The sequence below is a fragment of the Bradyrhizobium barranii subsp. apii genome, from assembly GCF_011516635.5.
Lineage (GTDB): Bacteria > Pseudomonadota > Alphaproteobacteria > Rhizobiales > Xanthobacteraceae > Bradyrhizobium > Bradyrhizobium barranii.
Map to the genome: position 1 here is coordinate 199,725 of NZ_CP096256.1, position 13,159 is coordinate 212,883.

Consider the following 13,159-nt stretch of genomic DNA (forward strand, 5'->3'; position numbering starts at 1 on the left):
GGTGCCGTCCGGGATGTGGTTGGAATGTGGAAGTGGCGCAGCCTCCGACATCGTGAAGCTATCTGATTACGCGGCGAGGTCAATTGGCTGATCGATGGGTTTTGTGGCGAGCGTTTTCCAGCCATCGACCTTGCGCATGTTGATTTGGCCGGAGGCGAGCAGAGCCCAGAACAACATCGCCGCGGTGTCCGCTGATGGCAGCACAGTCTGCGTCTTGATCCGTCGCTTGAACTCCTCGTGCAGCCGCTCGATGGCATTCGTGGTCCTTGCGCTCTTCCACTGGCTCGGTGGCAGCCGCGTGAAGCTGAAGAGCCGGTCGCCGGCTTCCTGCAGGCTGTCGGCCACCGCACAATGCTTGAGCCGCCATTTGCGGATGAAGGCCTTGCGCCGCGCCTCGATCTCCTCGGGCGTCGCCGCGTAGATCATGTCGTTGTAGTCGGCGGTGATCTCCTCATGCAGCCGCTCGGGCGCATGCGCCAACAGGTTCCTGTGCTTGTGCACGGTGCAGCGCTGCACCGGCACGCCATCCCACACGGCGGCGATCGCGGCCTCAAGCCCGGGCGCGCCGTCGACGATGAGGAATTCGGGCCGCCGCAGTCCACGCCGGATCAGATCGTCGAGCACGGCACGCCAAGCTTCGGTGCTCTCGCTGCCCATGGCCTTGATTGCGAGCAGGATCTTCTGGCCGTCGGCGCGCACACCGAGGACGACCAGCAGCGAGATGGCGGTCGCCTTGCGGTCGAGCCGCACGCGCACCACGGTGCCGTCGAGAATCAGCCGCACAATCGGCTCTTCGGCCAGCGAGCGGGCATTCCACGCGTCCCAGTCGCTCTTCACCTTGCGCCACACCCGGCTCACGGTGTCCTTGCCGACCGCGCCAGCGAAAAGAGCGCTGAGCGCGCGGCGCACACGGCGCGTGTTGGTGCCGTGCATATTTCAGTGATCGTGAGCAGCGATTTCGCGCGATCATGAGCGCCGAATTCAGACGATCGTGAGCAGCCTCGCTCCGGCCGAGGCGGTGATAGGGTCAGCGTTCTGGCTGCTCGTCAAGGGTGATGGTTTTGGCGTTGCGTTTTCGCATGCTTTCGCCAGCAAGCTGGAGGCGGTGAGCGTTGTGGACGAGGCGATCCAGAATCGCGTCGCCTAGCGTGGGATCTCCGATAACTTCGTGCCATGTGTCCACAGGGAGTTGGCTGGTTACGATGGTGGAGGAGCGGCCATGGCGATCGTCAAGGATTTCCAGTAGATCGCGCCGCTCGGCAGCGGTGAGCACCGACAATCCCCAATCATCCAAAATCAGAACCTGGGCGCGGCCAAGGGTTTTGAGCAAGCGGGCATAACGTCCATCGCCCCGCGCGAGCCCCAACGCTTCGAACAATCTTGGGACGCGGTGATAGAGGACCGAGCGATTATCTCGGCAGGCCTTGTGGCCGAGGGCACAGGCTAACCAACTTTTGCCCAATCCGGTCGCCCCGGTTATGAGCAAATTCTCGTGGCGATCGATCCAGTCGCCGCTGGCGAGCTTGGCGAAGACGGCCCGGTCGATACCCCGCGGCGTGCGCAAATCGACGTCCTCCACGCAGGCATTCTGGCGGAGCGAGGCCAGCTTGAGGCGCGTGGTGAGCCGCCTGGTGTCGCGTTCCGCCGCTTCCCGGTCGACCAGCAGGCCGATGCGATCTTCGAACGGCAAGGCTTCGAGATCAGGCGATCGTCGCTGCTCCTCGAAGGCCTTGGCCATGCCGCTCAAGCCGAGCTCGATCAGGCGTTCGTGGGTGGGATGGTTGAGCATACAGGTCTCCTTGGCTTCAGTGAAAATAATCGCGGCCGCGGATGTTGCCGTGGCGCAGGGGTTGGTGTTCGGAGGGCTCGTCGAGAAAGGTACGATCCAGACCGTTCTGGAGGATGGAGCGGATCGAGGCGACGGATCGCGCCTTGATCAGAATGCCGCGCCGGCAGGCCGCTTCGACGCGCTCCGCGCTGTAGCTTTTGACCAGTGACAGAATGCCGAGGCAGGTGCGAAAGCCTTGCTCGGGATGCGGCCGGGCCGCGATCACGGCCTGGAAGAAGGCGGCGGTCGACGGACCGATCCGCTCGCCGGCGACGATCACTCCGGCGGGCGTCCATTGACCGTAGCGCCGATGGGCGCTGGGCATATGGTCGGCGATGGTGGTGTGGCCCCGCCGGTTGGGCGCGCGGGCGTGGCTGGCGATCCTGCGGCCGTTGTGGAAGATCTCGACCGTTCTGTCATCGATGCGTGCGTCGACAAGCTCACGGATGAGCCGATACGGCGCGGAATACCAGTGTCCATCGATCTCGATATGATAGTCGGGGCCGATCCGGCATCGCTTCCAGCGTGCGAAAGCGTAAGCCTGGTCCGGCAGCTTTGTAAGCTTGGGCTTGTCGAGCTCGGCGAACAGTTCGGCGCGACTGGCGCCAAAGTCGCGCATCTGCCTTGCATTGAGTTCGACGACGAGTGTTTTGATGGCTGCGTTCAGCTCCGCCAACGAAAAGAAGCGTTGGTTGCGCAGCCGCGCCAGAATCCATCGCTGGGCGACTTGCACCGCAACTTCGACCTTTGCCTTATCTTTTGGGCGCCGCGGCCGGGCTGCGAGAATGGCCGTGCCGTAATGGCTCGCCATCTCGGCATAGGTTCGGTTGAGGCCGGGATCGTGGCGGTCGGGATTGGTGACGGCGGCCTTGAGATTGTCGCAGACTACGAATGTCGGCACGCCGCCGAGGAAGGCGAAAAGATTGATGTGGACCCGGATCCAGTCGGCGAGCCCCTCGCTTGGACAGGCCTCGGCATAGGTATAGTTGGAGGCGCCCATCGCCGCGACGAACAGCTTCATCGACTGCACTTCCCCGTTTGAGGGATCGATGACGTCGATGGTGTCGCCGGCGAAATCCACGAAAACCTTCTCGCCGCCCAGATGCGTCTGCCGCATCGAAGGCCGGGCTCGCCCCTTCCAGGCCTCGTACGTCGTGCAGAACCAGGTGTAGCCGAAGCCATCGGGATGGGTGGCGCGATACTCGTCCCACAGCAGCCGACGGGTCACGTTGCGTCGGCGCAGCTCCTTGTCGACATAGCCCCAGTCGGGAACGGCCCGCTGGGGGCTCTGCGACGCAGGCCTCGGCGCCGGGAAAAGCAGCAGCTCCAGGTCCTCGTCGCTCATTCCGGCCGGCAACGGCCACTTCAGCCCGGCAGCCCCGGCTCGGCGTAGATAGCTGTGCACGGCGCCGTTGCTGATGCCCAAGGTGCGCGCGATGGCTCGCTCCGGCAAGCCTTGAACATGTTTTAAGCGGAGAACCTCTTTGATCCGGCGCATCGACAATCTCTGGGTGGGCATCGGCCTTCCTCGTTCACTGACGAGGCAGTTCCTAAGCCGGTTGAGTTGTCGGCCGAAGCGGGCTGAGTTGCTGAAAAGCTGCTCACGATCCCGCGAAATCCGTGCTCACGATCGTCTGAAATCTCTGCTCACGATCCCCTGAAATCCGTGCTCACGATCCCGCGAAACATGCAGTAGTTCACCGCGGATATCCTCGATGAACCGTACTGCGCCGCCCAGCCGCTCTTCGACCGTCTTCCGCGTGACGCCATCGGTACCCGGTGTGCGGCTGCCTTTGTTACGGGTCAGCCGACGCCAGCTTTCCAAGAGCGTCCTGCGGTCGCATACGATGTTGAACAGATCCGCGAACACCTTTTCGGCATTCGCGACACTCCACCTGTGAAGCTTGCGCTGCATGTCAAGGACGAACGCGGTATTCACCGCGCCGGGCCTCATCGGCCCGCCTCCTGCCGGCTTGCTTCACCCACTGTCTCCCTTCGCCATGTGGACGGCTTTCCCGCCCTCCGACTACTACGAAGACTCCGCCCCCTGCCGCGCCGATCATCGGTCGCCTCGATCATCTCGCGCCATCCGGCGCGAGAGAGCACGGCAAGGTTCCCAAGTTCACCTGACGTCCCTTCACCTGCCTTAGGGACCGACTCTACCCGTGAGGATTCCGGCCAACGGTCACCGCAAGCTGGGCCGCTGGCTGACGTGCGCGATCACGCACGTCCCTGATCCCCGTCCACTCAGCGGAGATCGGCACTCCTCCGGTCTTTCGACCGATCCGCCCACTTCCGGTTCGGCGGATTCCATGTTGCAACGAGGCTTCAAACATCGGTTCGACAACTCTTTCCGTAGCAGGTACGCTCGCCGGACCAGCCTCGGACGGAAGTCCCGGGTCGTCCGACTTTGACGGGTTCTGCTCATTTATGGCTCGCCGGAGGCACCCGGCTTACCTCACCCGTCTGCTTCAACCCCCGTGCTTGCGGCACGTGGGCTGCGGGGTCTCCCACCCCGCAGGGGCAACAAGTGCGCGTGACGGACTCCACCCGTCACTCTTGGCGCACGAATGAGACAATGGCCACCATCGGCACCTTCACCTCCACGGGCAACGGCTTCTCCGGCGCGATCAAGACGCTCAACCTCAACGTCAAGGCCAAGCTGATCCGCGTCGAGAACCCTTCCGACAAGGGACCGCACTTCCGCATCTACTCAGGCAACGTCGAGCTGGGTGCTGCCTGGCAGAAGACCGCCAAGGACACTGAGCGCGACTACCTCTCCGTCAAGCTGGACGATCCGAGCTTCCCCGCCCCGATCTACGCCACCCTGACCGAGGTCGAAGGTGCGGAAGGTCTCCAGCTGATCTGGTCCCGGCCCAACCGGGACTGAGGCTCAGCCAGTGGGCTCCGCCGCGAGGCGGGGCCCGCTCCCTTCGACTGGAGATGGGATCATGACCATCGACACCATTGAAGAGTTGCGCGCCGAGCTGCGCGACTGCGCATTCACGCCGGCAGAGCGCAAGGTGCTTGAACTCGAACTGGCGGAGCTCATCCGTCAACGGGACGAAGCGCTCGCGGCCGAGGAGGGGGCATAAGCCCCCTCCTCTTGCGACTTAAGATGCTCCGTCGGTAGGGGCCGCTCCTCCGTTCAGAACATCTTTCATGGCTTTGGCAGGTGCAAACGTCAGCTTTTTCGAGGCTGCGATCGCAATCGTTGCGCCGGTCGAGGGATTGCGACCCTCACGGGCAGGGCTATCCTTGACCTTGAACTTTCCGAACCCAGGAAGGCTGGTCTCGGCTCCGCTGACGGCTGCATCAGCGATGGCCTTGAACACGCTATCGACAATGGACTTCGCCTGAGCCTTTGTCAGGTCGTTCTCGGCTGCAATCTTTTCGGCGATCTCATTGGCAGTCGTCATTGGACGAGCTCCGTCTTGTTTCGATTTGGCTCGTCTGACATCAAGGCTGTGGAACAGATAGAACCGACATCGCAGGCGGAGCCGCAATCCCCGAGAAATTGGCTGACTTTGACCGTTTTTTCGTCGACTGCAGCGTACCGCGCCCTCGCTTGGCGCGCTCCAGCCGTCCGAATGCTTCGAGCGGGTCCGCATTGCCATCGAAGGTCTGCACCATCGTCTTGCTGCCCTCGAACTTCAACACGAAGTCGCCCCGTCAAAGGTCGCATCTTGAGCAACTCCTGCGAGAGGCTGGCAAATATGTGTTCCCGGGTCAGATCGTTGCAAGGGACGGGTACGCTGAGGCCGTCGCGGAACGCCTGCCTGTCTGGAAGTTGAAGCGCCGCTCTGCGCAGGAAGCTGGTCGCGAAATCCGCGATGTTCTCGCCAAGATCGTCGCGCAGATGATCGAGAATATCCAGCGCGATAACCTCAATGCCCCCGAAATTGCGGCGTTCATCGCGGACCGCTTGGAGGAGGGGGATAACCAGGCTGACATCTCGCGCAAGCTAGGTAAGCCCAGGGACTGGGTGTCTCGTTACGCATCGGTCCAGAGCATGCCGGAATTCCTCCGGTCGAAGCTTGCCGGCTCATCAATCCGCGCTGTGTATGAACTCTACCAGGCTTGGCGCGAGCGGCCCAACGCCGTCGAGACCTTATGCGCAGCGCAGGAGAGCTTCACCGACGCACATGCCCGTCAGCTAGCACGCAAAATTCGCAGCGAAGCCCGCGGTTCCCATGATGGTGGCGAAGGTGCCCCTGCAGCTCAACCAGCACGAAGCCCGATGGCACCGCAAGCGCCATTGCGCCCCATAGAGAGAGACCGTGTAACGGCGACAGCGAAAAGGACCCCCAGCCCGTCGGCCGATCGGAACGAGCGAATGAGTCCGTCTCTGACGATCAGAGTGCGTCACCAAGATCGCATGGGCTGTCTTCTGGTCGATCGATCCGCGTCTCAAGGCTCACGCCATGCCGTGCTGTTGATCGATGGCGCAGACGAAGCGGAAGAGGTTCCAGCATCGACCATCACAATCGAAGAGATCCTTGTCGTATGAAGCTGCTCTTAAACAGCCTCCGCAGAAACATTGCTGCAGTTCAGGCGCCGGCGGAGCGGATTTCCCATCCGGAGGCTGCTGGAAAGCCGCGGTCCACGTGCTCGGTGCCAATGTTGCCGATCTCCACGCACGGCGTTCGTGGAGTAGAAGCATTGGGGGGGACGGCTCGGCCAGGGGAATTCTCCGCATCGATCGTCAGCTGGGTTGGATTCCAACTGGGGCAGCTCCCGCGCTTCGAACGCCGAGCCTATTGGTTTGAACCAACTTGGAGGGGGTGGAGGGATTCGCACTTTCTAGTGCAGGATAGGCTTCGCGCCAGCGATGTATTACATCGCGATTGGGATTGGCCTGCATGGCTCTAATCTCGCTTCGCATCTCCGACGAAGTCGCGGCGGAGTTCTCGGCTCTTGCAGCAACCCAGGGCGGCAAATCCGCACGGCTGCGGCGGCTCATTGCTGATGCGCTAGCTGCGCCAGAGCCGCGTATGTTGGCGTTGCCTGTCGGACGACCGGAGAAGGTGACGGTGCGATTTCGTGAGAGCGAGATGCGGCAGCTCGCGGAGGTCTCGCATCAGCGTGGCATGACGCGCACCGGCTGGATTGTCGCACTGGTGCGCTCACGGTTGGGGTCGCCCGTGCAGCATTCCCCGGAAGAGCATGACGAGCTGCGCGCGATCGTTCGCGAGCTCAACCGGATCGGCGGCAACATCAACCAGATCGCGCGGGCCGCAAATGCCAGTGTGCTGCAGGGCAGGGTGGTCGAGCCGGTTCTAGCCGTAATTCGAGAAACCAAACTGGTTATTGAGACAGAGCTCGTGCAGCTCCGTAATGCGCTGAATGGCAATGCGGATTATTGGGAGGGACGGCGATGAGCCGGCGCTACCCGCCGAGGCCGACCGACCTGGCCTCTGAGCTTCCGCCGATCTCGTACGTTTGGAGGACGCCCAATCGGCGCCCGCGGCGGGCCGAGTGGGATATCCCAGATCCGGGCACTCCGGGCCTCCTTACGCCGGCGATGCGTGGAAAGCTCGAACGCATCGTGCGCCGAGCACCAGAGGTGATGGTCAAGATCACCGGTCGCACAAAGGGCGTAGAGCACCTTAAGTCGCACCTATCTTACATCATGCGAAACGGCAACCTCGATGCGGAAACAGAGCAGGGCGCGACCCTCGCGGGTCGTTCCGGATTGAAAGACCTACAGCAACGCTGGGAGGATGATGCAGGTCTCGACGACAACAGGCCTCTGGAGGGAGCGTTCCTCGGGTCTGACGGTGAGGACTCCGCCACCTATCTAGGCGTACCCGTTGGACCGCTTGGCGTGCTGCCGTTTCCCCTCGGTCAAGCTCAGACCCTCGCCCAAGCGATGCCGAACTCTATCCGGTTCGTAGGGGTCGATGCGGATGTCATCCGGAGAGCTCTCGCAGGCCAACGCCTCGACGCGAGGGCGCGCCGCAGCGACGGACCGGTTCAGATCGGCGGAGACGGTCTGCTCTATGCTCCGATAGGTCGCGTTGCGCCGCGTTCCTTGGCAATCTGACGGAAGCAAAGGACGATCCCTCTCGTTCTATAGATAGGGCAGGTTCCGACACTTGGAGCTCGAAGATAACCGAGGACTGAAATGCCCCAGCCAGAATGGGAGCGATACAAGATTGCCGACAAGTACGCCGAACTCACTACCGTGCGGCATATCGTGCACCTGCCTGTCGCCCGCCGGATCATCGAGGACGGACGGATAAAGTCCGGGCTTGTCTTCGACAAGAGCCGGCTCAACAAGTCACGCATCAGCGTCACCTGGCTGTCGGCCAATAATTGGTCGCTGGGGTCACTCTATGGGACGGTCGAATTTCAGTTCGATTGGGAGAAACTCGTCAAACACAAGAAGATCTACTGGGTCGAGGCGATGCCGAACTACCACCCGCCGGCCTTCCGTTTTCTCATGGCGTTCGAGGATATCGCTTCGCCGTTGGTGACGAAGTACGATCCGGAGAAGGATGACGGCCCATTGAGGCGTGTCGACGGGACGTGGCGGTGGCATCCGGATTTCTGTTCAGAGTTCATGGTTGCGGATGATTTTCCGTTGTCGGACATCTCGGGATTGGACTTCGTTCGGCATCACCAGGGATACTGTCGAACCAAGCCGGATTGCGTCGAGAAAATCGCGGACCCTTCGCCTCAGACGACGTCAGGCAAGCTTTTGTCCTACGTTCTGGCGCATGGAGTCCACGACTTGGACAAACACATGCAACCGGATGGCAACGGAAGGAATCGGCTTCTCGACATGGCCAGCGCCTGGCTGTCGATCGTTTTCAATCAGGTGGAATATGCTGGATCGGTCGCCTCGAACGAGGATTGCGATTCCGTCGTGAAGGGCGCATTGGCGCTCTTCGCAGTCGATAAAATGGATGACGGCAAGACGCTTTTGAAGCTTATCGCAGGAAGCGCGCAAGCTGTTTCCGCACTCACTAGGCTGATCCGAATTCATTTCGGCTCGCCTACCTGGGACTTCGGCTTGTGATTTGCGGGAGATTAGCGCTTGCGCCGGCTCAACCGATCTTGCCCATGGCGACGAGGTGCCCGTCGGAGCCGATCTCACAGTACGTCGCGGCTGTACCGACTATGATGAACACCAAAGGGTCGCAACTGCTTGCGCCACGACCGCCGGTCGACCCAGGACGGCGTTGGATGCCGCTCGGGATGGGTGTGCCACTCGCCCACGAAGTTCACGGCCCCTCCACTTTCGAACCAATCTCTGCTGGCGATTTCCTGATGGCCCTTGTCCTGCCGCACGAATCCGAAGCGGGTGCGGCGGTCTTCCGGCATCGGAGTGGTGCACTTCAATACTTCGACGTGCGGGCCTCGGTAGCGTCCCAAAAGTATGCCGCCGGCCTCGCGATCCGACTCCGGCGGAGCCGCGAAGCGCGCGAGCTCTTGCGCGACGGCGTCGGCGAGGGTCCGCATGGGAGATTCCGGGCGGTCTCGATTTCCACTCCCTCACGCAGCAGCCGGAATCTCTTCTCGCCTGCGAGCTCAACCTTCAGACACTTGAAGCAGGCGAGATCGGGATCGTGCGACATGAAGCCGACGGCGGCGGCACCGTTTCCTTCGAGCCAAGTGTAGAGGATCGGCGGGAAGTCGGGACGCTTTCTTACGGCGTAGTCGTTCAGCGCGATCGACAGCGCTTCTTCGCCTGTGGCATCGATGCACAGGTCGTACCGCTGCATGATTGCCAGCTGCTTCATGATCGAATCGCAGCTGAACCCGATGTCCAGGTGCGGCAGCTGCTGGCCAAGAAAATCGGCGCAGGCTTCGGCCTTGTTCCACGTGAGATACGGCGCGCCGAGGAGGTGCCGGCCGAGATTTGCGCCCTGGAGTTCGTCGTCGTCGACGAGCATCAATCTTCCGCCGCCGGCGCCGGCGCTGCTTTGAGCCAGGTGCTGCGCAAGAAATCCGCCGACCGTTCCGCATCCGATCAGCAGGATGCGCTTTCCTGCGAGGTTCTTCATGTGACCGAGATTCCTCGAAAAGACATAGCCTTCATCGGCTGGGACTCCCACATAGCCCGAAATTTCGACAGCGGCCGGTATCCGATCGAGCGTTCGCGAGATGCTGGCTCGCCTGTTCTTCAGGAATTCCGGCGTCCGATAGGGTTTGGCGATCTCCGCCGATACGAAGAACCTTCCGTTCGGCGCGGACAGGCAGATCCATTGGATGTGGAGATCCTTCGTCCTGGCGAAAGCCGCTTCGATCGATCCGAGCGCATTGGGGGCCATTTTCTTCAGCCAGGCGTTGAGCTGCGCCAGATCCTTGGGCGGCCACGACTGCTTCGGATCGAACGAGAGCGGCGGCACGAGGACGACCGGGCAAAGGATTCCGGGATCCGGATCCTTTCCGGTGTTCCGCCGGTGCAGCTTCGCGAACCTTGATTTGTCATGGGAGACGACGATGGTCTTGTGCTCCAGATAGCGGTCCAGCCTGAGGATGTGGATCTTCGCATCGCCTTCGAAAGAAGGCGGCAGATCGACTAGGACCTCGCCGTCGCACCAGTAGCCGCCGAACTCTTCGGCGAGGTCGTCGGCCAGGCGGCCCCTTACGGCGTCGCGCAGCACCTGGTCCGCACGCTCGAGGCACTGGATGATGGTCTCGGCGGGCTTGTAGCGGTCGAGCACGACACTCTTGCGGTCGAGGTAGCAGAACGTGCCGTCCGAGCGGAGCACGTGCGGGACCTGCCCCTTCGATCCCGCTTCCGGGTCGGTCAGGCAAATGACCGGAGGCCTGATGAAGTCGAGGTCGTCGACGGATACGATCGCCGGGACCTTGAGTCCGTTCTCGTCGAGAAGGCCGATGTAGTGAAGGCCACGACGCGAAAAGTCGCGCCGGAAGTTGCGCTGACTGAAGGCGTCGTGAATGCGCCGGACAGAAGCGTCGTCCCGCTCAGGCACTGGTCGATTTGCCGACCGTGGGGGCGGCGGCGATCCTCGGAGCATGCGAGCGTACCTCGGCATGCGCGGCCTTGGTGACGTCAACGAGATCGATCCGATCCGGAATGCGGTCACCGAACAATGCGGTCAGCCTTTCGATGGCTTCTTCGGGATCGAAGCACTTCTCGACGATCTCGGTGAGCTCCGCATCGAACTTCTTGGCCATGTCGATCGCGACACGGCGGCTGGCCGCACTCAGTCTACCGTCGACGCGCTCGTCGCGGTCGGTGGGATTGCAGACCGGGCCTTCCAGCAGGCGCGGAAGACGTTCGGCGATCCGCAGCAGCGCCAGGTCGTCACGGCCGGGAACGTTCGGACGGCCGAGGTCCTCGCACGCTTCGAAGGCGCAGACCATCAGAAGGATCGACGATACGTCGTCGAGATGGGGGCGGTGGTGGTCGCGCCAGGCCTTCAGGTACCGGCAGACGCGGCGAAGCACCGGACCGTAGATCTTGATGGCCTCGACGAACCAGTCCCGGATCTTGCGCGGATCCGACGAGATCCAGTCGTGCTCGCGATGGGCGAGCAGGACGCAGTCCGACGGCAGCGCGTCCCAACGATCATCGCTGTCGGCGCGCGCATCGCGGGCCAAAGCGTCGAACGACTTCATCTGCTTCTCGAGCTTCTCGAATTCCGCATCTGGAATCGCGTACAGCGGCACGTCGATGTGCGAGTTCGACGAGATCACCAGCCGCGAGCAGGTCGGCTTCTTCACGAACTGCCAGCCTTCTTCCTTCGCGGGCTTCTCGAGCGCGGCGTCAACCACCTTGAAGAAGGCGGCAGCGGCGACGGAAGGCCGCTGTACGCCCTGGATAAACGTCATCGGGAGGTAGGCGCCGTCGTCGAGGTCCATCTGCTGCGGCGGGGTCCAGCACGGATCGTTGATCGTCCGGTATGCGAAGCTACCCTGCGTGAAAAACCGGGGATGGACTGTCACGCCGAGCTCCTGCTTGGTCAAAGCCGCGAACGTCTTGCGCAGGCAAACTCGAATCTTCTCGCGCGCTACCATGAGGCTCGCGCGGTCGGTATCGGCGATGTTCAGGTTCTTCAGGAAACACGGCGCGTCGCCAGACGCGTGCAGCACTTTCGAGACGTTGGCCATGGCCGATCTCCATCTGGAAAAGCGAGGGAGATCTAGACGGTGGACAATGCCTCCAGTCGCACAACCGCGCGAATCAGACTCTATCTTGAGAGTCCATTAGATTGTAGAACAGAAAATGAACACTTCATACGGGATTCCCGAGCCTCGGCGGATCTCCGATGCCACAGCGTGCTCCGAAACTAGAGATTGCAATGGCTTTTCAGATACTTGCTCTCAGCGGCGGCGGCTTTCGAGGCCTGTTCACAAGTTCGGTCCTGGCGCGCCTGGAGGAGCAGGCAAAGCGTCCCCTTCACGAATGCTTTGACCTGATCTCGGGGACATCGGCAGGCGGCATCATCGCCCTCGGTCTGGCGATGGGGAAGAAGGCTGAGACGATTCAGGAGATGTTTCTCGAGCACGGGGAGGAGATATTCCTCCGCGGCGAGAGACCGAAAACCCGGGTGGCGCAAATGCAGGCCCGGTGGTTCGAGTGGCGACATCCCAAGTACGACGGCACCGTGCTCCGGAGCAAGATCGAGGGCGTGCTCGGGGCCGACACCAAGCTCAGCGACGCTAGGACGCGAGTGCTCATCCCAACCGTCAACATGACCAAGGGAAGCGTCCAGATGTTCAAGACCGCGCACAATCCGAGGTTCATGACCGATTACAAGGTGAAGGCCGCGGACATCGCCATGGCGACGGCGGCCGCGCCGCTGTACTTCCCGATGGCCGAGATCGGAAACAGCTATTTCATCGACGGCGGCGTGGTCGCAAACGCACCGGACCTTTGTGCGCTGCACGAAGCTGTCCAGTTCCTGGATCAAAAGATCGAGGACGTATCGGTGATGAGCATCGGCACGACCACCAGCAAATTCTCGCTGCCGACGTCGGCCGGTCGCAATTTTGGCCAAAGAGACTGGCTGGAGAACAACCGACTTCCTTCGACCATCATTTCCTCGCAACAGCAGCTTGTCGATTTCATGCTCAAGCATCAACTCGGCGATCGCTACATCAGGTTCGACGAGCAGCCCTCCGCCGAGCAGATTTCCGATCTCGGGATGGACCTCGCGACCGAGAGCCGGCGGAAGACCCTGCTAGGGATGGCGGACGGTTGCTATCAAGCGCTGTGCAACGATAGGCGCGTCATCGATATGTTGGCACATCGGCCTACCAAGCCGACGTTCTATCACGTGCGAACTACGCAAGAGGGATCCAACGCGTAACATCGGCAGATTGCTTGAAGGCAGCGAGCAGGTTGAGATG

Annotated in this window: 14 protein-coding genes and 1 pseudogene; 7 read left to right on the top strand and 8 right to left on the bottom strand. The window is 61.9% G+C overall.

Annotation, left to right across the window (positions count from 1 at the left end; genetic code table 11):
• Positions 1–66 precede the first annotated feature (66 nt).
• The 4 genes and pseudogenes from HAP41_RS48040 to HAP41_RS48055 form a co-directional block, all read right to left on the bottom strand.
• Positions 67–927, bottom strand: a pseudogene (locus HAP41_RS48040) (IS256 family transposase); the annotation flags it as partial.
• Between the two features lie 100 nt (positions 928–1,027).
• Positions 1,028–1,789: an IS21-like element helper ATPase IstB gene (istB, locus tag HAP41_RS48045; RefSeq protein WP_166063422.1), complete on the bottom strand. Its 762-nt coding sequence runs from the start codon at positions 1,787–1,789 to the stop codon at positions 1,028–1,030.
• A 16-nt stretch (positions 1,790–1,805) separates the two neighbouring features.
• Positions 1,806–3,347 carry an IS21 family transposase gene (gene istA, locus HAP41_RS48050; protein WP_166063394.1) on the bottom strand — a complete coding sequence of 514 codons (1,542 nt, stop codon included), beginning with the start codon at positions 3,345–3,347 and terminating at the stop codon, positions 1,806–1,808.
• 105 nt (positions 3,348–3,452) lie between these two features.
• Complete coding sequence (locus HAP41_RS48055; RefSeq protein ID WP_224581080.1) at positions 3,453–3,782, bottom strand: hypothetical protein; 330 nt, start codon at positions 3,780–3,782, stop codon at positions 3,453–3,455.
• 624 nt (positions 3,783–4,406) lie between these two features.
• Here HAP41_RS48055 and HAP41_RS48060 point away from each other — a divergent pair.
• Both HAP41_RS48060 and HAP41_RS48065 read left to right on the top strand, forming a co-directional pair.
• The gene (locus HAP41_RS48060) at positions 4,407–4,718 is read left to right on the top strand and encodes a DUF736 domain-containing protein (RefSeq protein WP_018273795.1); all 312 of its coding nucleotides are present in this window, start codon (positions 4,407–4,409) and stop codon (positions 4,716–4,718) included.
• 61 nt (positions 4,719–4,779) lie between these two features.
• The gene (locus HAP41_RS48065; RefSeq protein WP_166107416.1) at positions 4,780–4,923 is read left to right on the top strand and encodes a hypothetical protein; all 144 of its coding nucleotides are present in this window, start codon (positions 4,780–4,782) and stop codon (positions 4,921–4,923) included.
• An 18-nt stretch (positions 4,924–4,941) separates the two neighbouring features.
• Here HAP41_RS48065 and HAP41_RS48070 read toward each other — a convergent pair whose 3' ends face one another.
• Positions 4,942–5,247, bottom strand: coding sequence for an HU family DNA-binding protein (locus HAP41_RS48070; RefSeq protein ID WP_166107414.1), 306 nt, complete (start codon positions 5,245–5,247; stop codon positions 4,942–4,944).
• A 149-nt stretch (positions 5,248–5,396) separates the two neighbouring features.
• Between HAP41_RS48070 and HAP41_RS48075 the strand changes: the two genes are divergently transcribed.
• From HAP41_RS48075 to HAP41_RS48090, 4 genes are all read left to right on the top strand, one after another.
• Positions 5,397–6,338 carry a KorB domain-containing protein gene (locus HAP41_RS48075; protein WP_224581081.1) on the top strand — a complete coding sequence of 314 codons (942 nt, stop codon included), beginning with the start codon at positions 5,397–5,399 and terminating at the stop codon, positions 6,336–6,338.
• Between the two features lie 352 nt (positions 6,339–6,690).
• The gene (locus HAP41_RS48080; RefSeq protein WP_166107412.1) at positions 6,691–7,209 is read left to right on the top strand and encodes a MobC family plasmid mobilization relaxosome protein; all 519 of its coding nucleotides are present in this window, start codon (positions 6,691–6,693) and stop codon (positions 7,207–7,209) included.
• Entirely contained in the window at positions 7,206–7,874 is a 669-nt protein-coding gene (locus HAP41_RS48085; RefSeq protein ID WP_224581082.1) for a hypothetical protein, read from the top strand. Before HAP41_RS48080 ends, HAP41_RS48085 begins: the two co-directional genes overlap by 4 nt.
• An 81-nt stretch (positions 7,875–7,955) precedes the next feature.
• On the top strand, positions 7,956–8,852 hold the full coding sequence (locus HAP41_RS48090; protein WP_166107410.1) for a hypothetical protein: 897 nt from the start codon (positions 7,956–7,958) through the stop codon (positions 8,850–8,852).
• 74 nt (positions 8,853–8,926) lie between these two features.
• Here the strand turns inward: HAP41_RS48090 and HAP41_RS50890 are convergent, their stop codons facing one another.
• From HAP41_RS50890 to HAP41_RS48100, 3 genes are read right to left on the bottom strand one after another with little or no spacing between them, the layout of a single operon-like run.
• Positions 8,927–9,208 carry a Mov34/MPN/PAD-1 family protein gene (locus tag HAP41_RS50890; RefSeq protein WP_414643405.1) on the bottom strand — a complete coding sequence of 94 codons (282 nt, stop codon included), beginning with the start codon at positions 9,206–9,208 and terminating at the stop codon, positions 8,927–8,929.
• Positions 9,172–10,776: a ThiF family adenylyltransferase gene (locus HAP41_RS48095; protein ID WP_166107407.1), complete on the bottom strand. Its 1,605-nt coding sequence runs from the start codon at positions 10,774–10,776 to the stop codon at positions 9,172–9,174. Before HAP41_RS48095 ends, HAP41_RS50890 begins: the two co-directional genes overlap by 37 nt.
• Positions 10,769–11,917: a CBASS cGAMP synthase gene (locus HAP41_RS48100; protein ID WP_166107405.1), complete on the bottom strand. Its 1,149-nt coding sequence runs from the start codon at positions 11,915–11,917 to the stop codon at positions 10,769–10,771. Before HAP41_RS48100 ends, HAP41_RS48095 begins: the two co-directional genes overlap by 8 nt.
• Before the next feature lie 158 nt (positions 11,918–12,075).
• Here HAP41_RS48100 and HAP41_RS48105 point away from each other — a divergent pair, with 158 nt between their 5' ends.
• Complete coding sequence (locus HAP41_RS48105; RefSeq protein ID WP_166107403.1) at positions 12,076–13,119, top strand: CBASS cGAMP-activated phospholipase; 1,044 nt, start codon at positions 12,076–12,078, stop codon at positions 13,117–13,119.
• The last annotated feature ends 40 nt before the right edge of the window (positions 13,120–13,159 follow it).

Excerpts from the sequence above, each read along its gene's own strand:
- istB (WP_166063422.1), bottom strand. The coding sequence starts at position 1,789 with ATGCTCAACCATCCCACCCACGAACGCCTGATCGAGCTCGGCTTGAGC.
- HAP41_RS48100 (WP_166107405.1), bottom strand. The coding sequence starts at position 11,917 with ATGGCCAACGTCTCGAAAGTGCTGCACGCGTCTGGCGACGCGCCGTGT.
- HAP41_RS48080 (WP_166107412.1), top strand. The coding sequence starts at position 6,691 with ATGGCTCTAATCTCGCTTCGCATCTCCGACGAAGTCGCGGCGGAGTTC.
- HAP41_RS48105 (WP_166107403.1), top strand. The coding sequence starts at position 12,076 with ATGCCACAGCGTGCTCCGAAACTAGAGATTGCAATGGCTTTTCAGATA.
- HAP41_RS48065 (WP_166107416.1), top strand. The coding sequence starts at position 4,780 with ATGACCATCGACACCATTGAAGAGTTGCGCGCCGAGCTGCGCGACTGC.
- istA (WP_166063394.1), bottom strand. The coding sequence starts at position 3,347 with ATGCCCACCCAGAGATTGTCGATGCGCCGGATCAAAGAGGTTCTCCGC.
- HAP41_RS48090 (WP_166107410.1), top strand. The coding sequence starts at position 7,956 with ATGCCCCAGCCAGAATGGGAGCGATACAAGATTGCCGACAAGTACGCC.
- HAP41_RS48085 (WP_224581082.1), top strand. The coding sequence starts at position 7,206 with ATGAGCCGGCGCTACCCGCCGAGGCCGACCGACCTGGCCTCTGAGCTT.
- HAP41_RS48070 (WP_166107414.1), bottom strand. The coding sequence starts at position 5,247 with ATGACGACTGCCAATGAGATCGCCGAAAAGATTGCAGCCGAGAACGAC.
- HAP41_RS48055 (WP_224581080.1), bottom strand. The coding sequence starts at position 3,782 with ATGAGGCCCGGCGCGGTGAATACCGCGTTCGTCCTTGACATGCAGCGC.
- HAP41_RS48060 (WP_018273795.1), top strand. The coding sequence starts at position 4,407 with ATGGCCACCATCGGCACCTTCACCTCCACGGGCAACGGCTTCTCCGGC.